Here is a 24530-nt window from a genome sequence, read left to right on the forward strand (position 1 = left end):
TCGGGGGTAGGTCGTTACCGTTCCGAGATCAACGCTACCGGTCGGACTGCACTCTTCCGACGTATCGGGCGCCCGGCCGCGACGATCGGTCGCGTCGAGGCTGTGAGCGGATCATGCTGCGGGAGCGGCGGCGGGCTGGCGCTGTGGCGTGCACCAGATGCGCGTGTGCCACTATCATGCACACATTCGCATATATTGATGGGAGATCCGATGGGACACGGGCATGGGCACGGGGTTGGCGGTTCGGCGACTGCCGGCAGTGCCTACACCAGGCGCCTGACCGCGGCGCTCCTACTGACAGGCGGCTACATGGTCGTCCAGATCGTCGTCGGTCTGGGCTCGGGGTCACTTGCGCTCCTCTCCGATGCCGCGCACATGGGTACGGATGTACTCGGGCTGGGTCTCGCGCTGGCAGCCGTCGTCCTGGCGAACCGCCCCAGCGCCACGCAGCGCACCTTCGGCAACTATCGGCTGGAAGTGCTCGCTGCCGTCATCAACGGGTTGCTGCTCTTCGCGGCGGCCGCCTACGTGTTCGTGGAGGCAGTTCGCCGGCTCGCCGATCCTGCTGAGGTCGCGGGCCTACCGGTGCTCGTGACCGCGGTGTTCGGGCTCGTGGTCAACGTGATCAGCCTGCGCCTGCTCGCCGCGGGTGCACGGGAGAGCCTCAACGTGAAGGGGGCCTACCTCGAGGTCATGGCGGACATGATCGGGTCGATCGGGGTCATCGTGGCGGCGGTGATCGTCTGGTCCACGGGGTGGATGTACGCGGACAGCATCGTCGCGGCGGCGATCGGACTGTTCATCCTGCCCCGCACCTACGTCCTGATGCGCCACGCCCTCCGGATCCTGATGGAGGTCGCACCTCCCGAGATCGACGTCGCCGAGGTCGAGCGGCGGCTACGTGCGATCAGCGGTGTGACCGAGGTGCACGACCTCCACATCTGGACGATCACCTCGGGCGTGGAGGCTGCGAGCGTGCACGTCCTCGTGCGCTCGGACGACCGGATCCATCCCGTGCTGGACCGGGCGCGCGAGGTACTGACCGAAGCGGGAGTCACCCGGTCCACCGTGCAGGTGGAACCGGTCGATCACGTCGATCAGCAGAACACGACCGCAGAGGCCGGGGAGCCATGACGGCCGGCACGCCCGACCGGTCCGTGGCACGCCGTCGCCGGCAGGTGTCGGCAGGTTCGTGGGGCTCGGCCGTCGCTGCGGTCGGCGGTGGGCTGGTGCTGTACTCGACGTTCGCTCCCCGCGACTGGTGGTGGCTGGCGCCCGTCGCGTTCCTGGCGATCGGCTTCGCCTGGCGTGGCAGGGGAGCGCGACGCGGCGCTGTATCGGGGATGCTGGCGGGGCTCGCGTTCTTCGTGCCACTGTTGTCCTGGACCGGCGAGTTCGTCGGCCCGATGCCGTGGCTCGTCTTGGCCACATTCCAAGCGTTGTTCATTGCAGCGACCGGCGGTGCGGTCGGAGCATTGCCGGATCGCTGGTGGTGGCCGCTCGCCGGAGCTGCGGTCTGGACGGCAGGTGAGGCTGCACGCGGCAGGATCCCGTTCGGCGGGTTTCCGTGGGGTCGCGTCGGATTCGGGCAGGCCGAGGGGATCTTCACCCCGGTGGCCTCGCTCGCTGGTGTACCGGGGCTGGGATTCGTCGTCGTCCTGTCCGGATTCGCGCTGCTCGAGCTGATCCGGTCGACGGTTCACCACGCCGGCCCGATGCCCGTCGCCCCCTGCGTGGTGCTCGTGCCGATCATCGTCGTGATCGCAGCTCCACTCGCCACCGCGCACACCCGGCCTGACAGCCAGATCGTGGTCGCTGCGGTGCAGGGCAACGTGCCCCGATCGGGACTCGACTTCAACTCGCAGCGTCGAGCTGTGCTCGACAATCACGTCCGTCGCACAGAGCAGCTTGCTGCAGACGTCACTGCCGGCAGGGTGGAACGGCCGGATGTCGTCCTGTGGCCGGAGAACTCGGCGGACATCGATCCGCTGCGCAATCCCGATGCCCGGGCCGCGGTCGATCGCGCAGCCCGGGCGATCGAGGCTCCGATACTCGTCGGTGCCGTCCTCACCCCGCCGGAGGCTGACCCGACGAACACGATGATCGTGTGGGAACCGGATAGCGGTCCGGGGGATGTGCACGACAAGCGAAGGCTGCAACCGTTCGGTGAGTACGTGCCGTTCAAGGACTTCTTCCGCACCTTCAGTCCTCTGGTCGACCGGTCGAGCAACTTCGCCGCGGGTGACGGCAGCGGTGTGGTCGCCACCGCGGGCACGGTGATCGGCGCGGCCACCTGTTACGAGGTGATCTTCGACGATCTCGTCCGGGACAGCGTCCTGGCGGGAGCCCAGATGCTGGCGGTTCCCAGCAACAACGCCACGTTCGGGCGGACGGAGATGACCTATCAGCAGCTCGCCGTCGACCGTGTCCGTGCGGTCGAGTTCGGGCGGGCAACCGTCGTACCGACGACGAGCGGGGTCAGTGCGGTCATCCTCCCGGACGGCACGGTCCTCGCCCAGTCAGGGCTGTTCGAGCCGGCTGCCCTGGTGGAATCGATCCCGCTGCGCCGCGACATCACTCCGGCGGCCCGTGTCGGGCCGGCGGTCGAGGGAGCCATCACCGGGGCCGCCGCCCTCGTCGTCCTCGGATGTGCCCGCGCTCGCGTCGGCCGCGTTTAGCGCCGGCGAGGAGTCACGGGTGTCGCGAGCGGATCTCAGCACAGTCACAGGAGTGGTGCGGAGAGTGGACGTCGTGTCGCCTTCGCGCTCAACCTCCGGCGGTCCTTCTCGCGGCCCGATGAGCGCTGCCGCCGGCACTACGATGGGAGCGCTCGCTCTCGATCTGATGGCCGGGGGGCATCCCGTCCACGTGATCGCCCTGGCGGGCCTGGTCGCGTCCGCGACGGCATTCGGGCACGGCCTGACTCCGCGCGGCCGCGCGATGGTGGACGTGGTCACCGTGCTCGGTCTTCTCCAACCCGCGATCCACGTCGTCGGGGGGTGGACTGACTCCGTCCTGCTCGCGACCGACGCCGGATCGCCGCTGCACGAGGTCTGGGTCGCTCATGAGTGGACCCAGGTCGCCATGGCCTGCCTGCTCTGTGTCGCCGTCGTGGCCGGTGGTCGGGCGACAGACGGGATCTCAAGGCTGTTCCGTGCCGCCGTGGTGAAATCGCGCGAGGCACTCCCCGAACCCGCCGGCCACCACAGCGGGGTTCGCACGTGCCGTTGCGGACGGGTTCTGCGCTGGTGTGGATGGACGCTGGTCGCGGCCCGCCGTGGTCCGCCGCTCGATGCCATCGCTGCGTAGAGGTTCACCCTCGACGGCCGTCGTCGGGCTCCGCGAGGACGACGACCTCGCCTGAGGGCCGATCACATCCTGACGCGGCGACCCCTTGCCCCCGCGCCGAGCGGCGCGCACCTCGAGCGCGGGTGCCGAGACACGTTCCGCACCCGGCTCAACGATGTACGGAGAGCTCATGCGCCCATCCAACGTGGCGGAACAGATCAACCGAGTACTGGCCGACGATCGGGTCCTCTCCTCGCTGGGCTTCGACCGGCGGGCCGTCGGAGACTCGGACAAGATGCCGACACATCGACCGGCCCTTCTCCTGCTGTGGGACGACCGGTGGTACGAGACTCCGTTCGGATGTCTCGGCTGGCTGACCGTCCAGCCTGTCGCCGTCGACGAGCTGAGCAACGCCGTGTTGCTCAGCCGGGTGGCCGACGTGTTCGCTGGAGTCCGACCAGGCCGCGGCCCTGTGCGAAGGGTCGCCCAGGACCCTCGTCGACCTGGTCGCTTCGCGATTCTCGCCCGCGGTGATCGGAGGCGGGCGATCCGGGAGGCTGGCACCGAGCGCCCGGTGCCATGGTCACAGGCTCCACGCCCGGACTCGTCGCGATGTCATCCGGGCGACCAGGGCGGCGGCGTCCCGGCCGACACCTCCCATGAGATGGGAGGCCGCCGTTCGCTGGTACGGCCATCCGATCCAGAGGATCTCGGAGGGTGGGACGACACCGACAGGATCAGATAGGTCGTCCGCGAGCCAGCCCAGGTCGGGCCGGAGGCCGGTGCACCAGACCACTGACGTCGGTCGGTCCATGTACTCACCAGTGCGGCTCGGGGCGCCGTCTACGACCCCGTCGATTCGCCCGACCCACCGGACCCCGGCCGCCGCCAGATCCGCCGGGCGGACGCGACCGAGCGGATCTCCGCGCCCCGCCATGTGCAGGGCGAGACGGCGCCCGGGGCCGACGTCGGTGCGGACATGGCGCATCGCAGAGAAGAACCACGGGCCGACCTTCGGTAGCCGGCCGACATCGCGTCCGGCGAGCGTGACGGCACGTCCACCAGCCTGGGCGATGTCGAGCGCGATCTCAGCACCCGAGTTGGCGGCTCCGACAATGAGGACCGGGCCGTCCGGCAACTGAGCCGGACTGCGGTAGTCGGTCGAAGACAGCTGCACGATGTCGCGGTCCAGGTCACCGGCGGAGCGCGGGATCACTGGGCGACGATGCGCACCCGTGGCGACGACTACTCTGCGGGCCTGGACTCGGCGTCCACGAATCGTGGCGACGTATGTGCCGGAGTCCCGGCTCAGCCGGGCCACCGGGCTGTCGAGATGGGCTGGCAGGCGGAACTTGTCGGCGTAGCGTTCCAGGTGATCTGCTGCCTCGCCCTTGCTTGGATGACGGTCGGCACCTGGCATCGGCATGCCCGGAAGGCCGTTTGCCCCTGCTGGGGTGAACAGGCGAAGGCTGTCCCATCGATGTCGCCAGCTGTCTCCTACTCGGGCGCCGGCGTCGACGACGGCGTGGTCCACGTCCGCGCGCGCGAGGTGCTAGGACGTCACGAGACCGGCTTGACCTCCGCCGATCACCAGAACGTCGATCGTGGGGGGAAGCGGCGCAGTCATGTTCGGCCGTCGATCGCAGATGTGCCCCGAACTGACGGGAGTGAACTTGACGATCGTGCCGAGGGGACCAATTTCACCGGATTCACACAAACATAGTAACGTATATTTGAGTCTTGGAAGTGCCGAGTGGGTCGGCTACCGGGCGCTCAGGACATCCCATGGGCGTTCGGTGTCAAGATCAGGCTGCTTTGGCGGCGTGGCGGTGGCTCCAGGCGCGGTTCTCGTCGTAGGGCTGTCCGGTTGTCAGGCAGCCGTGGAGGATCCCGACGAGTCGGTTGCTCAGCTGGCGCAGTGCGGCGTGGTGCCCGACGCCGCGGGCGCGGATGGTGTCGTAGTAGGCGCGGGCGCCGGGCGAGGCTGTGAGCGCGGAGAACGCCTGCTGGTGCAGGGGGTCGGCGATTCGATTGTTGCGGACCCGGCGTGCGGTGACGGTGCGCTTCTTGCCCGAGGCGCGGGTGATTGGGCTGTTGCCGGCGTAGTTCTTGCGGGCTCGTGCGCCGCTGAAGCGGTGCTGGTCGTCGCCGAACTCGCCGAGGACCCGGGCGCCGAGGACCTCGCCGATCCCGGGCTGGCTGCGGTAGATCGCTGCCGATTTGTGCTGGTCGAACAGGCTCTCGACCTGGTCGCGGAGCTGGCGGATCTGGGTGTTGAACGCGGTGATGACCGGGCAGCTGGCCTGGACCAGGGCGGCGTAGGCGGCGATGAGCTCGACGGGGAGCTGCAGTTGCTCGCCGGTGAGCGTGGCGTGGATCTGTTCGGCGCGGGCCGCGGCGTGGCGGCGGTGCGCGCGGCGCAGCGCTGCTGCGATCCGGGTCTTCGACAGCCGGGCCGCGCTGGCCGGGTCCGGTGCCCGTTCGAGGAGCTCGAGCGCGTCGGCGCCGGCGAGGTCGTCGAAGGCCTCGATCGCGGCAGGGAAGTAGTCGCGTAGGGCTGCGCGCAGCCGCATGAGGTGGCGTTGGCGTTCCCAGATCAGGGTCTGGTGGGCGCGGGCGAGCAGTTTGATCCCCTCGGCGAGGGCGCTGTCACCAGCGATCGGTCGAAGTTGGTGGGCGTCGGTGCGGACCATGTCGGCCAACGCGTGCGCGTCGCCTGCGTCGCTCTTAGGCCCGGCCATGGCGTGGCGTTCCCGGAAGCGTGCGACCTGGCGCGGGTTGACGGCGAAGATCGTGTAGCCGGCGGCGACCAGGGCGGTGACCCAGGGTCCGCGATCGGTTTCGATGCCGATCAGGACCTGCTCGGGCGCAACGTTGTCGGTGGCGTGCTCGCCGATCAGCTCGTGGAGCTTGGCGATCCCGGCGACGCCCTCGGGCAGGCGGGCCTTGGCCAGCCGGCGGCCGGTGCTGTCCTGGATCTCGACGTCGTGGTGGTCCTCGGCCCAGTCGTCGCCGACGAACAACACTGCTGCTGTCACTGTTGCCTCCCGCTGATCCGGTTGTGTGTGCAGCCGCGGGAGATCACCAGCGGCCCAATGGATCAGTGCTCGCGCCGGAGCGTGGCGGGCAACGTCATCCCATCAGCGGTCAGCTCTCCCGACCACCGGCAGGGGCACTGTCCTGAGCTAAGGACTCGACGTCCAGGCCGCGCGAGTGCTCACCTGCCGGCGGCTACCGGCACCGAGCCTGGCCTTAACCGAGCCCGGTCGCCCCATTGGGCCGCGCGGGCCACGGATCTGAGCGGAACGCCTTCGGCGTGGCCTGTCGGCCCGGTGGCTTAGCACGGCCGATCTCCCGGTCAAGGGCGCTGCGCGTCGCTGCGCGACCGGCCTGCGGCCGGCCCTTGACCGCGAGCCTCGCCGGCCGTGCCGGGACGCCCTTACGGGCAGGCGGGGAACAAGCGCCCCGCCACCCGCAAGGGGTACCCGGGCCGTCAGGCCCGATGGCGATCGGAGGCCACCGTGGACGCAGTCGAGCACCGCACCAGCACGCAGGACACCGGGACTGCTCACGCCCGGCAGGGCGCTGGGGGTGCGGTGGAGGTGATGGGGATGGTGCTGCGCGTCGCCGGGCCGGTGGCATGCCGGGTGGACCTGCAGTTCGCCGGGACCCCGGAGCGCCAGCTCGGCCTGTCGATGGGAACCGTCCTGATTTATCTGCGTAGCCACTACACGGCGGTGAAGATCGCACGGGCGTGGAGCTCCGCGGCGCCGCTGGCCGCGTCGTTGGCGCCGGTGCTGACCGGTTCGAAGCGGGGTGTGATGGCGCCGACGGGGCCGTGGTCGACGGCGACGATGGTGCGTTTGAACGGGTCCCCGAGCGTGACCGGAGGTCTGATCGAGCCGGTGGCGGGCACGGAGGCGACGCCGATGCTGCGGATGCGGGTCGGGCCGCTGGTCTGGGAGCTGTGCGACGGGGCGGCGTTCGCGGCGACGGTGAAGGGCTGGAAGTTGGCCGCGGACATGCTGGCTGTGGACAGCGACGACACATGATCATGGATGTGTGGATGGTTCGGCCCGGCCGCTGGCGCGGCCGGGCCGTCCGCGTCACCGTGCACGCATGAGATGGCGGGTCGGGGTGCTGCGGCCGGCGGCGGAGAACGTTGACTGGACCGCCCGCGGGGACGCAGCGGACTGGGCGACCGCGCGCGGGCAGGCAGTGGATGCGCTGCGTGGGTTGATCGTGGGGGAGGGGCGGGTGCAGGAGTACCGGATCGAGATCGACGCGGTGCCGGGGATCGTCTGGCCGGGCCTCGACGACGCCGGCCGGGTGGAGCTGGCCGGAATCGACGACGTCCTGCCCGTCGAGCGAGGCCGGCCCGGCGCCTGGCCACACTGACGCTGCGCCGACTGGGCGTTGGGAGGCGGCGTCCTGATGGTCGTCAGTTCTGTCGATGCCCCGTTCGGCGGAACAAGGCTGCGTGCGGTGGAGGACCCGGCGGTGCCACACCGACTAATCGGCGATGTACTGGCGGGGAACTCGGAATCCGTGGCCAAGCTAGCGGGATTGATTCGGGAGTCGGTGCGGGCGATGAAGGACGAGCGCGGGCTGAGCTACGGCCAGATCGCCGCCGAGCTGGGTCTGATGCGGTCTCGGACCAGTAGCTCTACAGCGGTCGGTGACTCCTTACCGGGTGGGTGGGTCAGGAGTGGCCGGTGATTCGACAGGAGCGTTCGATGTCGTCCTAATGAGCCGGTCACCGGGGAGTTGCCGAGGCCGGACTCGTCGGCGGCCACTGAGGTGCGCCCCGATCGCGATTTGCTTTTGATCAGTCCAAGGTCGACCGCTTCGAGGGTTCGCCCCTGCTGACTCGCAGCGCCGACGTCACGCGCTCGTGCAGGGCCACGAGCGCGTCAACGCCATCGGGGCTGGGCGTGGCCTCGCCGTTCTCGACTAGCCAGTTCGCCAGCGCGACCTTAGACGGAGCCTTCAGTCCCTGCTGCTCGATCCAGATCTGTGCCGCAGCTGCCATCGGACCGGCGTTTACGGCCTCGAACTGGGGGGCCGCTTCGAGCGATTTGCCCCTGATATTTGGGTTGCACTCGCCGACTAGCGCGAGCACGGCAGCCCGAAAAGATGCAGGAGCAACGGCATTCTCGATGCCGGGAAGGCCGAGATCGATGATGACGCGCTCGGGGATACCGGCGGCGAGAAGCGCCTTCTTGATCCTCGCTCCGCCGTCGTCGCTGTCGACGAGGTACGCCACTCGGGCCGCCTCCAAATCTAGCTCCGGCAAGAAGTCGTGCGGAACTTCAGACAGGCCCGGAGCGATCTGATACGGCAGATCGGCCATACCTACTGCCGATCGCAGTAATGTTGGCAGAAGAATCATCTCTGTCGCACCCTCCGCCAGAACAACGTTTCGTGCCGGGGTGAACGCAGCCGCAGCGGCACCCATCGCCAGCATGGGTGGCGAGTAGCCCGCAGCGCCTTGCCAGAAGCTGTTTCTGACGTCACTGATCTGGGAGCCGTTTCGTGGCACTACAGTGCGAATCCCAGTCCCGAGGTCAGTCGGCAGACATGCGGGGCTGTGAGTTGAGTAGATAACTTTAATCGCATGTTCCTGCGAAGCGAACATGTTCACTAGGTCAGCCTGTGCGTCAATATGCAAGTGGTTCTCGGCCTCGTCGATTAATAGGATCGGCGGCTGGCTCGAGCCGTGGATCTTGAGGAATGCAATGAGGGCGACGAACATGCGCAACCCGGCGCTCCGCTCATCGAAGACGGTGACGTCAGCGCCGTTTTCCATAAGCTCGATGCGGAGTTTATCGCCGTCCACGTCGAAGTGGACCGAAAGTCGTGACTGCCTCCAGGAGGCTTCGAAAATCTCGTCCATGCGCTTATTGGCTTGGACGATCTTCGTGCGCCGACGTGCAATATCTCCGAACGCGATCAGATCATGCAATTCCGTCAAGTTTAACGACGCCATGCCGGCTAGATTTTCGAGTGCCGCCGGAGGTGTAGTGGCTAATTGCTCGTCAAAATCGTAGCTCGATCGGATCGAGCGGTCTTCCTCGCTAAACAGGATGAAAGCGGGGGCTCGATTCCAGATCCGGTCGCGAACAGCGGCGTCGGGGGCCTTTCGGCGCGCCCACATCGTGACCAGTCCGAGCGCCACCCGTAACCGCTCGCCGTCCGGAAGTGTCGCAGATCGAAGCGATTCTGCCAGTTCGGCCGGTTCCTCGGCGATGGGCGTACCCGGCTCGGCCACCGCTGCCTCGACGGCGTCGATCACCACCTGCAATTCAGTGCGGTAGTTGCGAGCTGTGTCGGGATCAGGGTCGGAGTAGGCTGTCTCCGGGGCGATCCATCGGTCCAGAGTTTTCTGTGTGTGTCTATTTCTTAAGGTGGTGAGAGCGGCTTGGAGTGGTGCAATTGACTTGATCGCTCTCGGGGTGACTTTCACTGTAACATTGGCACTTGACGCGGTTCTGGCGATTTCTGCGCGGGTAGGCAGTTCGTGGAGGTCGAGGTCGGAAAGTGCCTCAAAGTCGATGGTGTCGAGTGAAAAGTCGAGGGTTACGATACGCGTCTGATCCGTGACTTGACCTGCGCGTGAGCGCTGTGTTGGCGGTACCGAGTCTCCGCTGTTGATGTAGGCTAGTGCGTCTAGGAGAGTTGTCTTGCCGGCCTCGTTCGGGCCAACAATTGCGATTACTTTCGAGTCGAGGTTGATTTTGGTATCGACAAGTCGCCCATAGCCCTGGATTCGGGCGGAGATCAGCCGCATCTTGTTTCCTCCGGTCCGTTTAAAGCGTGTTCGTCTCAGCTATGCGAGTACAGTTCATGCGAGCTTGGGTATCGATGAGGCGCCGCCTCCGTGCGTTACTAGAATTCGTGTAATGCAAAGAAGGCGTCAGTTGGTGAGGGTGATGTTGCGTTCTTGCAACGCGCTGGCGAAGTCGACTATGCCACTTCCGTTCAGGCGCGACGCCATACGCAAGGGGTGTGAGTTTGGGTGTCAGGAGGGGCTGAAATCCCATCTCGGCCGGACTTGCCCAGTCGCCGGCCGCTTCTCGGCTTATCCATCGCCCTTGGCTCCGGCAAGCGTTCACAGAACGCAAGACATGCCGACCGATCGAGGTTCCCTTCGGTATTATCGTGACGTCGTGGCGCCTCTTGAAGCGAGACGGACTCCCGTTGATCGTCCTCGTTAGGTAACTACTTTGGCTCGTTAGTGCAACCGGCGCCTGCGAATAGAACGGGTGAGTGCTCGCGCGACGGAGACCCAGTAGCCTGGTTGCGACAGACTACTCGAAGTGGTCTGCCTGGTGTCCACTGCTCAAGACGTTGAGGCAATGCGCCCGGAGATGGTGCCCGCGGTGGCCTGCGTGCTGGCCGAGATTGACAGGACGACCGTGCCGGTCTGTCCAGGGCTGATCTGGATGTAGGGCGTGCTCGCCTGGCTGATGCTCCAGCCGGTCGGCACCTTCTCAGCGGTGAATGCAGACGCGGTGAGTGGAACCTGTCCGGTGTTCTCGATCCGGATCGAGACGGAGCAGGAGCCGGGGATCACCTCGGCGTTCTTTCCCTCGACGAGCGTGCGCGAGACCAGTGGGTTGAGAGACACGGCAGCGTTGCCTTCGACGTTGACGTTCGAGCAGTCGGCTGATGACTTGGTGCCCGACGCGCTCGCAACCTTGGCAGAAGCGGTCGAGTCGATGAAGCCGGTGGTGCCGCCGATGGTCGTGGTGAGCACGACGATGGCAAACGCGATCCCGCCGGCGAGTAGGAGTCCAAGTGGGATGCCCACGAGGACGGCGGTGCGGCGGCTGATCTTCTTCACGGCTCTCTCTTCCTGAGGTTCGCGCCACCGTGTCGGCGGCACCCGTGAAGACGATGAAGATCGGCTGGGCGTTAACGTCCATCATCAGGACTGATGAGTGTCGCGCGGGGTTACCGAGGGGCGGCGTGCATCAGTCGTGGTGCGAACTGATGTCGAACGAGGGCGGTCCCTGAACCTGCTGCACCGTCCTGCGCTGCTGTCGCTGCAGCTCAGAGGTTCGTGTTGGAGGTCACGGCTGCCTTCCAAACTGGCTACGCGGGTTCGATTCCCGTCGCCCGCTCACACGGTCCGACCAGCACGAACGGCGCCCACTCCCGATCCCGGGAGGGGCGCCGTTCGGCGTTCGTGCCAGATTCGTGCCAGATCGGTTGCCGGAGGTCAGCTCGCGGCCTCCTCTCCGGCCGCTCGCGCTTCGCGGATCATCAGGTCGAGCGCCTCGGCGATCCGGTGGTCCCGCTCGCTCGTCGCGTGCTGGTAGATGAGCGCTGCTCGCGCGCTGCCGTGGCCGATGCGGGACATCACCTCGCGCAGGGTCGCGCCGGTCTGCGCGGCCAGTGTTCCGCCGGTGTGCCGGAGATCGTGCAGGTGCAGAAGCGGGTTTGCCCCCGCCGTCCGTGCGGCCTTCTTCCAGATCTTGTTGAACGCGCTTCGGCGAGGCGATGCCCCCTTGGGGCCGATGAACAGCCGGCCGTCGGAGCCGGCCTCGGCGTACGACCGCAGGTGCTCGCGGATCTCCGGGAGAATCGCGGCCGGCAGGGCCACGGTGCGCCGGCCGGCGGCGGACTTCGGCCCTTTCAGGGCCCGCTGCCCGCTGTTCAGCTCGGCGAGTGCGCGCGAGACCCGGAGGACCGGAACGCCATCATCGATCGGCGAGTCCGGGTCCGCTCCGGCCGCAATCTCGGTAGCCGTCGGCTTCCGTCGTAGCCGGCCAGCACGGTCAGCTCGGCGAGTGTCTCGTCGTCGGTGCCGACCCGCCGCAGCGTGTGCGGCATGCTGCGCGCGGGCCTCGGCGTGACATGGGCGTCGCGGGCATCGGTCTTGCCCAGGCCCGGTGCAGGTCAGCGATGCGGCGCATCGCCAGTCCAGATACGACCGTGTGGTCGGCGCCGCCGGGATCAGCTGGCCCCCTCCGGCGGCGGGCGGGGTCATCCGCGTGGATCGCGTTCGGCTCGTTCACGGCGAAGGCGATCGAGGTCGCCGGTGGCCAACGCACTCCAGAACCTCAGCGCGGCGTGCTCCATCTCCAGTCCCAGCTCGAGAGTGATCATGCGAGGCTCGGCCCAGTCCTCTCGGCCGTGTCGGGCCACCATGTCCTCGTAATCGGCGATCCGGCTCTCGTGCTGGCGGATCTGCTCGCGGGCCAGCTTCTCGACGTCGTCCGGGGACCCTGCCTCGTTGAAGAACAGCTTCAGCTCGGCGACGTCGCGCATCTCGAAGTGTTCGGGGGTGGGCGCTGCCAGCCACTCGCGCAGCGCAGCCCGACCCTCGCTCGTCAAGGAGTACGTCTTGCGTCGCCGTCCGCGATCCTCGGTGTCGAGGGCGAGCAATCCGGCATCGGCGAGCCGGTCCGGCTCGGAGTACAGCTGCGCGTGAGGAAAGTGCCAGAAGTAGCCGACGGAACGGCCGACCGCGCGCTTGAGGTCGTACGGCGTCGAGGGCCCACGCAACGCGATCATGCCCAGGACCAGATACGACGTCGTGGACAGTCGCATCTGATCTCCTCTCGTGGCGGCCGGTGCACCGCGAACTCTAGACGAGGGGGGCTGTCGAGCCGCGGATGCGGCTCGACCGGCACGCGCGGCGCCACGGCTCCGTGACCGCTCCCGTACCTGCCCGGCACCGTCGCCTGGGCGCCGCATGGTCCCACGTCCACGGTCGGGAGGACCCGGGTCTTCTCTTTTGACCATCTGAACCGTATGGTCTGAAACAGACCAACGACGAGGGGGTCGGATGGACCTGGTGACGACGTTGCGGTGGGCGGTCGAACGCAACCCCGACCGACCGGCGGTGCGGGGGACCGGCAGGTGGCTCTCCTACCGGGAGTGGGACGCGCGGACCGACCGGCTGGCCGGGGCCCTGCGAAGCCTTGGTGTGGAGCCGGGGGCGCGGGTGGGCCTGGTGATGCACGGCGGCGAACAGCTCGCGAGCCTGCACCTGGCCGTGCAGAAGCTCGGTGCGGTCTCGGTGCCGCTCTCGACCCGCTTCGGGGTCGAGGAGCTCGGCTACTGCCTGGGCGACGCCGACGTCCGCCTGGTGGTCGCCGACGCGGCGCACGCCGAGCGGGTCGCCGCGTCCGGCCTGGGAGACCTGCTGCGTGACGTGGCGGCGGTCGACGAGCTCGCCGAGCGTCTCGACAGCCAGGCCTGCGTCGTCCCGGCCGAGACGGACCTCAGCGTCATGCTGTACACGTCGGGGACCACCGGGAAGCCGAAGGGCGTCCCGCGCACGCACCGTGCCGAGCACCGCGCGGCGGTCGCGCACGTGATGCAGACCCGGCAGCGGCAGGGCGTCGCGACCCTCGGCGTGATGCCGCTGTTCCACACGATGGGCCTGCGCACGCTGCTCGCGTCCGTCGTCGTCGGCGGTACCTGGGTGGGGCAGCCCGCCTTCGACGCCGACGAGTCGATGCAGCTGATCCTCGACGAGAACGTCGGATCCCTGTACCTGGTGCCGACGATCTACTGGTCGCTGCTGCGCACCGGCCGGCTCGGTGACGCCCGGGCACTCGACAACCTCGCCTACGCCGGTGCCGCCATGACGCCGTCGCTCGCCGAGAAGCTGGTCGAGCAGGTCGCGCCCACCTCATTCGTCAACCACTTCGGCTCGACCGAGATCTACACCTTCACCATCGGGCCCGACGTCGCCGCCAAGCCCGGCTGCGCCGGTCGTGCCGGGCTGTTCTCCCGGGTACGGCTGATCGCCCCCGACGCGGGCGCCCCCGTGGACGAGGAGGTCCCGCGCGGAACGCAGGGTCAGGTGATCGTCTCGATGGCCTCGCCCGAGGCGTTCGGCGGCTACCGGAACCGGCCGGACGCGAACGCCAAGGCCATCCGGGACGGGTGGTACCACACCGGTGACCTCGCCGTCGCCGACTCCGACGGCGATCTCTGGGTCTCCGGCCGCACCGACGACATGATCAACTCCGGGGGCGAGAACATCTACCCGGACGAGATCGAGTCCGTCCTGGCCCGCTGTCCCGCGATCGACGACGTCTGCGTGGTCGGGCTGCCCGACGAGCGCTGGGGACACGCGGTGACCGCGTTCGTGGTGCCCGCCCGCGGGACCGACCCGCTGAGCGCGGCCGAGCAGGCCCTGGCCTACGCCCGGCAGCAGCTGCCGTCGCTGAAGCGGCCGAAGCGGGTCATCGCCGTGGACTCGATCCCGCGGTCCGGGGTCGGCAAGACGCTGCGCCGCACGCTCGTCGCCGGCGAGTACGACCTGAGGGGAGAAGCACGTGTCTGAGGCCACCCGCACCTGGGTCCCCAGCCGGGACGAGGACGCAGCCCTGGTCACCGGCAGGGGCGCGTTCCTCGACGACCTGGACCCGCTGCCCGGCACGCTGGTCGCCACCGTCGTGCGCTCCACCCGTCCGCACGCCCGGCTGCGTTCGGTCGACCTGTCCCGGGCCCGGGCCCACCCGGGGGTGGCCGCGGTGATCGGCCCGGAGGAGGTGCGCGCCGCGCTGCGGCCGTTCCCGTTGTCGACCGGGGCGGTCATGCCGTACCTGCCCACCGGCGTCGACAAGGTGCGCTTCGTCGGCGAGCCGATCGCCGTCGTCGTCGCCTCGGACCGCTACGTCGCCGAGGACGCCGCCGAGCTGGTCACCGTGGAGTACGACGAACTGGGTGCGGTCACCGCGGCGCGGGCCGCGCTGGAGCCGGACGCACCGCTGCTGCACGACGACGCCGGGTCCAACGTCGCCACCGACCGGACCTTCTCCTTCGGCCCCGTCGAGGAGCGGTTCCGCGACGCCGCACACGTGGTGACCGGCCGCTACGACTTCCCGCGCTACTCCTCGGTGCCGATGGAGTGCTACTCGGTCATCGCGCAGTGGAACGAGGGCGATGCCGGCCCCTCGGTCGAGGCCTGGGCGAACTTCCACGGACCGTTCTCGATGGTCCCGGTCATGGCCGGTGCGCTCGGGATCCCGACGTCGCGGGTGCGGCTGCACGTCCCCGCCGACATCGGCGGCAGCTTCGGGATCAAGGCCGGCATCTACCCCTACGTGGTGCTGATGGCGCTGGCCTCGAAGCACTCCGGCACGCCGGTGCGGTGGGCCGAGGACCGCGTCGAGCACCTGATGGCGAGCTCCACCGGCGCGGACCGGGCGATGACCTTCTCCGCCGCCGTCGACGCCGACGGCACCGTGACGGCCCTGCGCACCGACCTGATCGACAACGTCGGCGCCTACCTGCGCCCGCCGGAGCCCTCCACGCTCTACCGCTGCTACGGCAACATCACCGGGCCCTACCGCATCGACGCCGTCGAGATCCGGGCCCGCGCGGTGGTCACCAACACCATGCCGACCGGGCTGAACCGGGGCTTCGGCGGCCAGCAGCTCTACTTCGGACTGGAGCGGCTGATGGACGCGGTCGCCTCGGCGACCGGGCGCGACGTCGTCGAGGTGCGCCGGCGGAACCTGGTGTCGTCGTTCCCGCACGAGACGGCGACCGGCGGCGTGTACGACTCCGGCGACTACGCCGCGGCGCTGGACCTGGCCGTGAAGAACGCCGACCTGGCCGAGCTGGAGCGCCGGCGCGAGGCGGCCCGGGCCGAGGGCGCCTTCTACGGCATCGGCACCGCACTCGTCGTCGACCCGTCCGGCACCAACATCGGCTACGTCGGCCTGGCCACCCCCGCCGAGGACCGCAAGCCGGGCCGGGACAAGTCCGGCTCCACCGAGCACGTCCGGATGTCGGTGGACCTGCAGGGGAAAGTCACCGTGCTGCTGGGGTCTGTCCCGCAGGGCCAAGGCCACGCCACCGTGGCACGGAAGGTCGCGGCGCAGCGGCTCGGGCTGCCGCCTGCGCAGGTGCGGGCGGTCGTCGACATGGACACCGCGACGACCCCCTGGACGGTCACGTCCGGGTCGTACTCCTCGCGGTTCGCGCCACTGGTCACGAGCGCGGTCGTCGCGGCCGCGGACACCATCGCCGCCACCGTGAAGGCGGCCGGGGCGACGCTGCTGGAGGGGGCCGACCCGGGCGAGCTCACCCTCGCCGACGGGAAGGTCGTCCACCCGGACGGCCGCTCGGTCGCCTTCCGGCACGCGGCGGGCGTCGTGCACTGGGACCCGGCGTCGCTGCCCGACGGCGTCCCCGCGCGGCTCTACGCCGAGGCCGAGTTCTCCCCGCGGGAGACCCGTGCGGCCACGGCGGACGACCGGATCAACTCCTCGCTCTGCTACGGCTTCGTGGCCGAGATCGTGGCGGTGCGGATCGACCCGGACACCCTGGAGATCGAGGTCGACCGGGTGTCCTCGGTGCACGACGCCGGCACCGTCCTCGACCAGACCCTGCTCGACGGCCAGGTCTACGGCGCGCTCGTGCACGGCCTCGGCGGCGCCGCCTACGAGCAGTTCACACACGCCGACTCCGGGCAGCCGACGGCGGCGACGTTCCTCGACTACCTGTGCCCGACCAGCGCCGAGGCCGGGTTCGACTTGCGTACCGACCACGTGGTGACCCCGTCACCGCTGACCCCGCTCGGCGCCAAGGGCTGCGGCGAGGGGTCGTCCATGAGCTTTCCCGTGGCCTACGCCAACGCCGTCGCCGACGCGCTGGCACCCCGCGGGATCGACATCACCCGCCTGCCGCTGCACGGCGAGGTACTGCACCAGCTGCTCACCGAGAAGGAGAACTTCTGACATGGCACTCACCGGCGGCGACGTCGTCCTGACCCGCGAGCACGACGGGCGGGTCGCCTACCTGACCCTGTCCCACGGGAAGTACACGGTCGTCACGATGGAGATGCGCCGGCTGGTCGCCGAGCGCTTCGCCGAGATCGACCGGGACCCGCAGGTCCGGGTCGTGGTGGTCCGCTCCGACGGCCAGCACTTCACCTCCGGCGGCGACATCGCCGGGTTCATGGAGGTCGACCCGATCGACCTCACCGACCTCGGCCAGGACGTCACCGCCCCGGCCCGCAGCACCAAGCCGGTCATCGCCGCGATCGACGGCTACTGCTTCGGCGTCGGGCTGGAGATGGCCCTGTCCTGCGACATCCGGCTCGGCACCCCGCGTACCCAGCTCGCGCTGCCCGAGATGAACCTCGGCATGATCCCCGGTTCCGGCGGCACCCAGCGCCTGGCCCGGCTGATCGGGCTGTCCCGGGCGAAGTTCCACATCATGACCGCGACCCGGATCCCGGCCGAGCAGGCGCTGGACTGGGGCATCCTGGCCGGCCTGTACGACGACCGCGAAGAGCTGTACGCCGAGGTCGACGCGCTGGCGCTGAAGATGGCCGGTTTCTCGCCGGCCGCGCTGCGCACGGCGAAGGAGGTGCTCGACCGTGGCGTCGACGGGCCCCTCTACACCGGCATCGAGCTGGAGCGGAAGGCCTACTCGATGCTGCGGGCGACCGAGGACTTCGCCGAGGGCGTGAAGGCCTTCGGGGAGAAGCGCACCCCGAACTTCACGGGCCGCTGATGAAGGCCGCACCGTTCGCCTACGTCCGCCCCGGCCGGCTCGACGACGTGCTCGGCGAGCTCGCCGGCGGCGACGGCAAGGTGCTGGCCGGCGGCCAGTCCCTGGTGCCGGTCCTCGCGATGCGCCTGGGCCGCCCCGGCACCCTGGTCGACATCACCGCCGTGCCCGAGCTGACGTCGGTGGGACCGGACCGGGACGGGTACCGGATCGGCGCGGCGGTGCGGCAGCGCGCGGTCGAGCACGACCGGGCGGCCCACGCGGTCCCGCTGATCGGGATGGCCATGCCCTTCGTCGGGCACCGGGAGCTGCGCAGCCGGGGCACCGTCTGCGGCAGCCTCGCCCACGCCGACCCGGCCGCCGAGCTGCCCGCCGTCGCCTGCTGTGCGCAGGCGAGCGTCGAGCTGGCCGGCCCGGCCGGACGGCGGAGCATGCCGGCCGAGGAGTTCGTGACCGGCGCGATGACCACCGCTGCCGGGCCGGAGGACGTCGTCGTAGCGGTGACGTTCCCCCGCGCCCGGCCGGGGGAGGGCTTCGGGTTCGCCGAGATCGCCCGCCGGCACGGCGACTTCGCGCTCGCCGGCGTGGTCACCCGGGTCCGGGTCGGCGACGACGGCGCGGTGACCGACGCCCGGCTGACCGGGTTCGGGATCTCCGACCGGGCCGTCACCCGCGACGTGACCCCGCTGCTCACCGAGCACGAGGACGACCTGCGCCCGGCCACCGCCGCGCTGGCCGAGGACGTCGTCGACACCGGCGGGGACACCCACGGTTCCACCGGCTACCGGCGCCGGTTGTTCGGGGTGCTCGCCGCCCGCGAGCTGTCCCGTGCGCTGCACCGCGCCCGGGACCGGAAGGAGCGTTCATGACCACGGTGGAGCCGAGGCGAACAGGTACTGCGGAGCCGCGGGACCGCGTCGCCGCCGACGAGACCGTCGGGATCACGATGACGGTGAACGGCACCGAGACCACCGTCACCGTGCCGCCCCGCGCGCACCTCGGTGACGTCCTGCGCGAGCAGCTCGGTCTCACCGGCACCCACCTCGGGTGCGAGCACGGCGTGTGCGGCATGTGCACCGTGCTCGTCGACGGCGAGGCCGCCCGCGCCTGCCTGCTGTTCGCGGTGCAGTGCGAGGGCGCCGAGATCGTGACCGTGGAGGGCCTGGGCACGCCCGACGACCAGCACCCGCTGCAGCAGGCGTTCTCCGCCCACCACGCGCTGCAGTGCGGGTTCTGCACCCCCGGGATGCTGATGAGCAGCTACGACCTGCTCACCACCACCCCGGAGGTGGAGAGCGAGGAGCTGCCCGAGCAGATGTCCGGCGTCCTCTGCCGGTGCACCGGCTACCGCGGGATCCTCGCGGCCGTCGACGACGTCCGGCAGAGCTACCCCGACGGCGTCCCGGGACCCCGGGCGTGCGGCGCGCGCACCCTGGTCGGGCGGGGGACCGGTGGCGGGAGCGGTGCCGGAGCCCCCGCCGAGGACGTCCCGGCGGCGGCCCTCGCGCAGGAGGTGCGGCTGCCCTCCGGCCCGCCGTCCGCGGTCGTCGACGTCACCAGCACGCTCCGGTCCCCGGTCGAGCGGGTCTGGGCGGTGCTCGACGACTTCGACCTGCTCGCCCGCTGCCTGCCCGGCGCCCGGCTCACCGAGGTGCTCGACGGCGACCGCTACCGCGGCCGGGCCGTCGTCGCGCTCGGCCCGGTGAAACTGTCCTTCGACGGTCTGGCCCAGGTCGTCGAGCGGGACCCGGTCGCACACCGGCTGCGGTTCCACGCCCAGGGGGCCGACGCCGGCGGCAGCGCCACCCAGGCGGACGTCGTGCTGGCGGCCGAGGCCGGACCGGACGGTGGCACGGTCCTGACCGCGCACGCCGACGTCCACCTCACCGGCCGGGTCGCGCAGTTCGGCCGGGCGCTGGCCGGTGACGTCTCGCGGCGGCTGTTCGAGCAGTTCGCGGCGAGCGTCGACGAGGCCGCGGAGACCGGGTCGGTCACCGAGCCGGGCCGCGGCGCGCAGCTCCGCCTGGTGGCGGGCACCGTCCGGGACACCGTCCGCGCACTCGTCCGCCGCGGGTTCGCCCGCGTCCGCACGCTGCGGCGCCGGTAGCCGTCCCGCCCCCTGTCCGGTGAGTGATCGCAAGGAGGCGACACGATGACCGCACCGACCGACGAGCCCGCCGAGGGCTCCACCGCTGCACCTCCCGCCCCGCCGGCCGAACCGCGGCCGTCCCGTCGTATCGAGCCCGGTCCGGGTATCCGGTCCGGGCTGCGCGGCCTGCCCCGGCGGTTGAACCCCGCGACGGTCGGCGCCGGCGTGGTCGCGGCCGTCTTCGGCTGCACCGGGCCGGCGCTGATCGTGATCGACGGCGCCGCCGCGAACGGGCTGGACGGCCGGCTCATCGCGTCGTGGATCTTCGGGATCTACGTCTTCGGCGGCCTGATCTCGCTGTTCCTCGCGCTGCGTTACCGGATGCCGGTCGTCGGTGCCTACTCCATCCCGGGGGCCGTCCTGGTGGTCGGGGCGCTGGGGACGTTCCCGTTCTCCGCCGTCGTCGGGGCGTTCCTCGTCGCAGGGCTGATCGTGCTCGTGCTCGGGCTGTCCGGCCTGATCGGCACCGTGTCCCGGTGGCTGCCGCAGCCGATCGTGATGGCGATGATCGCCGGAGCACTGATCCGGTTCGGCACGGAGGTGGTGACCGCAGCGGAGTCCGCGCCCTGGATCGTCGCCGCCGCCGTCGCCGGGTTCCTGCTGCTGTCCCGGTTCGTGCCGGCGGTGCCCGGCGCGCTCGGCGCGCTGGTCGCCGGGGTGGTCGCGGCCGCGGCCACCGGCGGGTTCGCGGCGCAGGCCACCGCCGTCGACGGCTGGACGGCACCAGTGCTCGTGGCCCCGACGTTCGACCTCGCCGCGATCCTGGCCGTCGGGATCCCGCTGGCGGTCCTGGTGATCGCCGCAGAGAACGCCCAGGCCTACGGTGTGCTGCTCAGCCAGGGCTACCGGCCCCCGATCAATGCGATGACGGTCGTCAGCGGTGTGGGCGGGCTGCTGGCCCCGCTGACCGGCGGCCACAACGCCAACGTCGCGGGCCCCATGACGGCGATCTGCTCGGGCCCGCAGGCCGGGCCCGACCCCGACGCCCGGTACGCCGCGAGCGTCGTCAACGGCGTGCTGTTCATCGCGTTCGGCGTCCTCGCCGGGGTCGCGGTCACCGCGGTCACCGCGCTGCCGACCGAGCTGGTGGCGGTCGTCGCGGGGCTCGCCATGATCGGGGTGCTGGTGTCGTCGTTCCGCGGCGCGTTCGGCGACGGCCGGTTCCGGACCGGTGCGCTGACGGCTCTGGTGGTCGCGATGAGCGGGGTCGCGCCGCTGGGGATCTCCAGCCCGTTCTGGGCGCTCGTCGCCGGGGTGGCGATGTCGGCGGTGCTCGAGCCGGGCGATTTCAGGGTCCGGTCCGAGGCCGGATGAGGTCGGCACGGTCGGCCGGGCCCGTCACGTTCGGCAGATGCCCGACCCGCGTGCGCGCCGGCATGGCGAGAGACAGTATGGAACAGACGGTCCGGGGTGACCTGTGGAGCTTCATCAACTTCGGTACTTCGTGACGATCGCGCACGAGCGGAGCTTCACCGCCGCGGCCGCTCGGCTCTACCTGTCCCAGCCGTCGTTGTCGGTGCAGATCCGCAAGCTGGAGCAGGATGTCGGCGCCCGGCTGTTCGAACGGACCGGCCGGCAGGTCGTGCTGACCGCGGCCGGGTCCGCGCTGCTCGAGCACACGGAGGTCGCGCTCGCCGAACTCGAACGCGGCCGGGAACGAGTGGCCGAGGTCAGCGGCCTGCGCGAGGGTGAGGTCCGGGTGGGCGTGTTGCCCAGTATCGGCGCCCGGATGCTGCCCGAGGTGCTGGCCGAGTTCCGGCGCGCGCACCCACTGGTCGGGGTGCGGATCGTCGAGCACGACATCTCCCGGGAGTTCGAGCAGCTCGTGCGCTCCGGGGAACTGGATCTGGCGATGACCCGGATGCCGCTGACCCTGAGCGGGCTGTGCGTCGACGTGCTGGTCCGCGAGCCGGTGCTGGTGCTGGTTCCTGCCGCGCACCGGCTGGCCGGACGTGCGGAGGTCACGCTCGCCGAGCTGGCCGGCGAGGATCTCGTCGGGATGCGTACCGGGTACGGCCTACGCGACCTTGCCGACCAGTTGCTGGCCGAGGCCGGTGTCCGCCCGCGGGTGGTACTCGAGACCGGACAGTTGGCGATCGTGCACGGGATGGTGGCCGCCGGGATGGGGGTCGCGCTGCTGCCGAGGCTGGCCGCGGGCGAAGGCCCCACGGTCCCGCTCGCCGACTCCTGTGCGTTCCGTGAGCTGGGCGTGGTCTCGCGGGCCAGCGCGCACGTGTCCCCGCCGGTACAGGCGTTCCGCCGGTTGCTCCTGCGCACGGCGCGCTGCTGAGGGCGGGGCGTCGGCCGCGTGTCTACCACCGGTGCACGACAGCTCTTCCGTCTCGCTCGCCGGTCCAGCGGGCGACGGCGTCGGTGTCGACGTCCAGGAGGTCGAGCGCCCGACCGGTGGTGTGCTCGACGATGTCGGCGACGCTGTGCGGGCGTGCGTAGAAGGCAGGCACCGGCGGCATCACGATCGCGCCGGAGGCGGTGACCTCGGACATCAGCCGTAGGTGGCCGGCGTGCAACGGGGTCTCCCGCACCAGGAGCACCAGGCGCCTGCGCTCCTTGAGCGCCACGTCCGCGGCCCGCACCACGAGCGACTCGTCGTAGCTGGAGGCGATCCCGGACAGTGTCTTCACGCTGCACGGCGCGACCAGCATCCCGGCCGTCCGGAACGAGCCGGAGGAGATCGGTGCGCCCAGGTCGCCGTCGGAGTGCACGACGTCGGCGAGCGCGCGTACGTCGGCGACGCTGCGGTCGGTCTCGTAGCCGATGGTGGCCCGCGCCGCCTTCGTCAGCACCAGGTGCGTCTCGACGTCGGGCACCTCGCGCAGCAGCTCCAGCGCGCGGATCCCGTACACGGCCCCGGACGCCCCGGTGAGCGCGACGATGATGCGTCTCATCGGAGGTCCCCCAGCTCCGCGAGATGGCGCTCGAGAGCCGAGGGGTCGCCCGGGGCCACCGTCATCTGCCGGTAGCGGTCCCGGTCGGGGGCCGGGACGGTGGCGTCGAGGCCACCAGGCGGAGCGCGACGAACACCAGCGGTGCGGCGACACCGATCGCGGCGTAGGTCGGCAGCGTGCCCATCAGGGCGGTGGCCAGACCGACGCCGCCCACGGTGACCAGCATGGTCTGCTTGCGGCCGTGCCGGTCGGCGTAGCGACCGAACACCGCCCCGCCCAGCGGGCGCATCACCAGGCTCACCCCGAACGAGGCGAACGTGGCCGCGAGCGTGAGTGTGGGGCTGTCGGTGGGGAAGAACAGGGGGCCCACCGTGGAGGCCACGTAGAGCAGGATGAACAGGTCGAACAGATCGAACGCGAAGCCGACCGTGGACGCGGTGCCCGCGGTGACCATCTGACGGGTCGTCGGCGCGGGGGCCGGGGCCGGGTCGGGCACGGCGGCGCTCACCAGGTCACCGGCAGCCGCCGGACGCCGAGGTGGCGCCCGCCGCCCTCGAGCGGGTCGGTCCGCTCGACGTCGCCGTCCACCCGGAACCCGGGGATGCGCTCCAGCACGACCTGGACCGCTGTGCGGATCTCGAGCTTGGCCAGGGCCATCCCGGGGCAGGTGTGGATCCCGGCGCCGAACGCGAGGTGCCGGTTCGGCCGCCGGTCGATGACGATCTCGTCGGCGCGGTCGAAGACCTCGGGATCGCGGTTGGCCGAGGCGAACAGCAGCAGCACCCGTTCACCCGCCTTCATCTGCTGACCGTGCAGGCAGGTGTCGGCCGTGAGCTGTCGTGGGAACCAGTGCAGCGGGGTCTCGTGGCGCAGGATCTCGTCGATCATGGAAGGAATCAGCTTCGGCTCGTCGAGCAGCCGCTGCTGCACATCCGGGTGCTCGGCCAGGTACAACAGGGTGTTGCCCAGACCGAGCGCCGTGGAGTCGTGCCCGGCGTAGGTCAGGATGAACATCATGTTGGCGAGCTCGTCGTCGGTCGCCCCGAGCTCGCGGTTGGCCTCGACGAGTCCGGTGAGGAAGTCCTCGCGTGGGTTCTCGCGCCGGTCGGCGAACAGGCCGACCCAGTATCGGCACACCCGGTCGATGATCTCCGGGCCGCGGGGGCCGGAGGCGTGGGTCAGGAACTCCTCGGAGTAGCCGCGGATCTCCTCTGTGTCCTCCGGACCCAGGTCGTAGAGCCGGGTGATGACCTCCAGCGGAAGCGGAGTGGCGAGCTCGGCGGCGAGCTCGGCGCGGCCCGGTCCGGTGAACCCGTCGACGAGGCGCTCGGCGATGGCGCGGACCGCCGGTTCCATGGTCTTCGCCGCGGCGCCGCTCGTCAGCGGCGCGATGAGCTCGCGGAACCCGGCGTGTTCGGGCGGGTCGTGGTCGATCGGGGGAACCGGCTCCCGGACACCGGGGGCAGGTAGACGCCGCCGGTCGAGGAATAGGTCGTGTGGTCGGTAGCGGCGTCGCGGACGTCGGCGTACCGCGAGATCGACCAGTAGCCGCCGTGGCGCTCGCCGTGCGAGACCGGGCAATGTCGGCGCAGCTGCGCGTAGGTCGCGTAGGCGCGCTCGGGGGACAGACCGGGATCGTGCGGATCGAAGTGCGGGACGACCCCGCGCGGACTGTTGTCGGGCACCGTTGCCTCTTC

Annotated in this window: 22 protein-coding genes and 1 pseudogene; 12 read left to right on the forward strand and 11 right to left on the reverse strand. The window is 70.2% G+C overall.

All coding sequences use genetic code 11. From position 1 onward, the window contains the following. Positions 1-210: 210 nt before the first annotated feature. From PP1_RS24320 to PP1_RS24330, 3 genes are all read left to right on the forward strand, one after another. Positions 211-1134, forward strand: a complete 924-nt coding sequence (locus PP1_RS24320; protein WP_029240079.1) for a cation diffusion facilitator family transporter — start codon at positions 211-213, stop codon at positions 1132-1134. Then, positions 1131-2678 (forward strand): apolipoprotein N-acyltransferase, encoded by a 1548-nt coding sequence (lnt, locus tag PP1_RS24325; protein ID WP_010242906.1) that lies wholly within the window; start codon positions 1131-1133, stop codon positions 2676-2678. The genes PP1_RS24320 and lnt overlap by 4 nt, the downstream gene beginning before the upstream one ends. 64 nt (positions 2679-2742) lie before the next feature. After that, positions 2743-3309 carry a hypothetical protein gene (locus PP1_RS24330; RefSeq protein WP_139323931.1) on the forward strand — a complete coding sequence of 189 codons (567 nt, stop codon included), beginning with the start codon at positions 2743-2745 and terminating at the stop codon, positions 3307-3309. Between the two features lie 562 nt (positions 3310-3871). Here PP1_RS24330 and PP1_RS24335 read toward each other — a convergent pair. Next, positions 3872-4822, reverse strand: coding sequence for an NAD(P)-binding domain-containing protein (locus PP1_RS24335; RefSeq protein ID WP_083697204.1), 951 nt, complete (start codon positions 4820-4822; stop codon positions 3872-3874). 271 nt (positions 4823-5093) lie between these two features. Continuing rightward, positions 5094-6314 carry an IS110 family transposase gene (locus PP1_RS24340; RefSeq protein WP_010240766.1) on the reverse strand — a complete coding sequence of 407 codons (1221 nt, stop codon included), beginning with the start codon at positions 6312-6314 and terminating at the stop codon, positions 5094-5096. A 495-nt stretch (positions 6315-6809) separates the two neighbouring features. On the opposite strand from PP1_RS24340, the gene PP1_RS24345 reads away from it, so the two are divergent. Both PP1_RS24345 and PP1_RS24350 read left to right on the forward strand, forming a co-directional pair. Next, entirely contained in the window at positions 6810-7340 is a 531-nt protein-coding gene (locus tag PP1_RS24345) for a hypothetical protein (RefSeq protein ID WP_029239453.1), read from the forward strand. 67 nt (positions 7341-7407) lie between these two features. Beyond that, complete coding sequence (locus tag PP1_RS24350) at positions 7408-7686, forward strand: hypothetical protein (protein ID WP_029239454.1); 279 nt, start codon at positions 7408-7410, stop codon at positions 7684-7686. 430 nt (positions 7687-8116) lie between these two features. Here PP1_RS24350 and PP1_RS24355 read toward each other — a convergent pair whose 3' ends face one another. The 5 genes and pseudogenes from PP1_RS24355 to PP1_RS24375 form a co-directional block, all read right to left on the reverse strand. Beyond that, complete coding sequence (locus tag PP1_RS24355) at positions 8117-10078, reverse strand: AAA family ATPase (protein ID WP_075314583.1); 1962 nt, start codon at positions 10076-10078, stop codon at positions 8117-8119. Between the two features lie 552 nt (positions 10079-10630). Then, the gene (locus tag PP1_RS24360) at positions 10631-11134 is read right to left on the reverse strand and encodes a hypothetical protein (RefSeq protein ID WP_139323930.1); all 504 of its coding nucleotides are present in this window, start codon (positions 11132-11134) and stop codon (positions 10631-10633) included. Between the two features lie 378 nt (positions 11135-11512). Further along, positions 11513-11896, reverse strand: a complete 384-nt coding sequence (locus PP1_RS24365) for a tyrosine-type recombinase/integrase (protein ID WP_010228556.1) — start codon at positions 11894-11896, stop codon at positions 11513-11515. Positions 11897-12051: 155 nt separating this feature from the next. Further along, positions 12052-12221, reverse strand: a pseudogene (locus PP1_RS24370) (IS110 family transposase); the annotation flags it as partial. Between the two features lie 58 nt (positions 12222-12279). Next, positions 12280-12846 carry a PadR family transcriptional regulator gene (locus tag PP1_RS24375; RefSeq protein WP_010228558.1) on the reverse strand — a complete coding sequence of 189 codons (567 nt, stop codon included), beginning with the start codon at positions 12844-12846 and terminating at the stop codon, positions 12280-12282. A gap of 238 nt (positions 12847-13084) precedes the next feature. Here PP1_RS24375 and PP1_RS24380 point away from each other — a divergent pair, with 238 nt between their 5' ends. The 7 genes from PP1_RS24380 (at position 13085) to PP1_RS24410 (ending at position 22217) form a co-directional block, all read left to right on the forward strand. After that, positions 13085-14596, forward strand: a complete 1512-nt coding sequence (locus PP1_RS24380; RefSeq protein ID WP_010228561.1) for a class I adenylate-forming enzyme family protein — start codon at positions 13085-13087, stop codon at positions 14594-14596. Then, complete coding sequence (locus PP1_RS24385) at positions 14589-17000, forward strand: xanthine dehydrogenase family protein molybdopterin-binding subunit (RefSeq protein WP_010228563.1); 2412 nt, start codon at positions 14589-14591, stop codon at positions 16998-17000. The genes PP1_RS24380 and PP1_RS24385 overlap by 8 nt, the downstream gene beginning before the upstream one ends. Position 17001: 1 nt before the next feature. Continuing rightward, positions 17002-17781: an enoyl-CoA hydratase/isomerase family protein gene (locus tag PP1_RS24390; protein ID WP_010228565.1), complete on the forward strand. Its 780-nt coding sequence runs from the start codon at positions 17002-17004 to the stop codon at positions 17779-17781. Further along, on the forward strand, positions 17781-18647 hold the full coding sequence (locus PP1_RS24395; protein ID WP_010228567.1) for an FAD binding domain-containing protein: 867 nt from the start codon (positions 17781-17783) through the stop codon (positions 18645-18647). The genes PP1_RS24390 and PP1_RS24395 overlap by 1 nt, the downstream gene beginning before the upstream one ends. Beyond that, the gene (locus PP1_RS24400; RefSeq protein ID WP_010228568.1) at positions 18644-19885 is read left to right on the forward strand and encodes a xanthine dehydrogenase family Fe-S subunit; all 1242 of its coding nucleotides are present in this window, start codon (positions 18644-18646) and stop codon (positions 19883-19885) included. The genes PP1_RS24395 and PP1_RS24400 overlap by 4 nt, the downstream gene beginning before the upstream one ends. Before the next feature lie 45 nt (positions 19886-19930). Next, positions 19931-21241: a benzoate/H(+) symporter BenE family transporter gene (locus PP1_RS24405; protein WP_010228570.1), complete on the forward strand. Its 1311-nt coding sequence runs from the start codon at positions 19931-19933 to the stop codon at positions 21239-21241. A gap of 103 nt (positions 21242-21344) precedes the next feature. Beyond that, positions 21345-22217 (forward strand): LysR family transcriptional regulator, encoded by an 873-nt coding sequence (locus tag PP1_RS24410; protein WP_075314581.1) that lies wholly within the window; start codon positions 21345-21347, stop codon positions 22215-22217. A gap of 22 nt (positions 22218-22239) precedes the next feature. Here the strand turns inward: PP1_RS24410 and PP1_RS24415 are convergent, their stop codons facing one another. The 4 genes from PP1_RS24415 to PP1_RS24430 all read right to left on the reverse strand — a co-directional run bounded on the left by PP1_RS24415 (position 22240) and on the right by PP1_RS24430 (position 24518). Further along, the gene (locus tag PP1_RS24415) at positions 22240-22833 is read right to left on the reverse strand and encodes a UbiX family flavin prenyltransferase (protein WP_010228574.1); all 594 of its coding nucleotides are present in this window, start codon (positions 22831-22833) and stop codon (positions 22240-22242) included. 61 nt (positions 22834-22894) lie between these two features. Then, positions 22895-23341: a hypothetical protein gene (locus PP1_RS24420; RefSeq protein WP_010228575.1), complete on the reverse strand. Its 447-nt coding sequence runs from the start codon at positions 23339-23341 to the stop codon at positions 22895-22897. Further along, on the reverse strand, positions 23338-24189 hold the full coding sequence (locus PP1_RS24425; protein WP_010228576.1) for a cytochrome P450: 852 nt from the start codon (positions 24187-24189) through the stop codon (positions 23338-23340). Before PP1_RS24425 ends, PP1_RS24420 begins: the two co-directional genes overlap by 4 nt. 23 nt (positions 24190-24212) lie before the next feature. Next, the gene (locus PP1_RS24430) at positions 24213-24518 is read right to left on the reverse strand and encodes a cytochrome P450 (RefSeq protein ID WP_010228577.1); all 306 of its coding nucleotides are present in this window, start codon (positions 24516-24518) and stop codon (positions 24213-24215) included. Positions 24519-24530 lie beyond the last annotated feature (12 nt).

It is taken from the genome of Pseudonocardia sp. P1, from assembly GCF_000178675.2.
Classification (GTDB): domain Bacteria; phylum Actinomycetota; class Actinomycetes; order Mycobacteriales; family Pseudonocardiaceae; genus Pseudonocardia.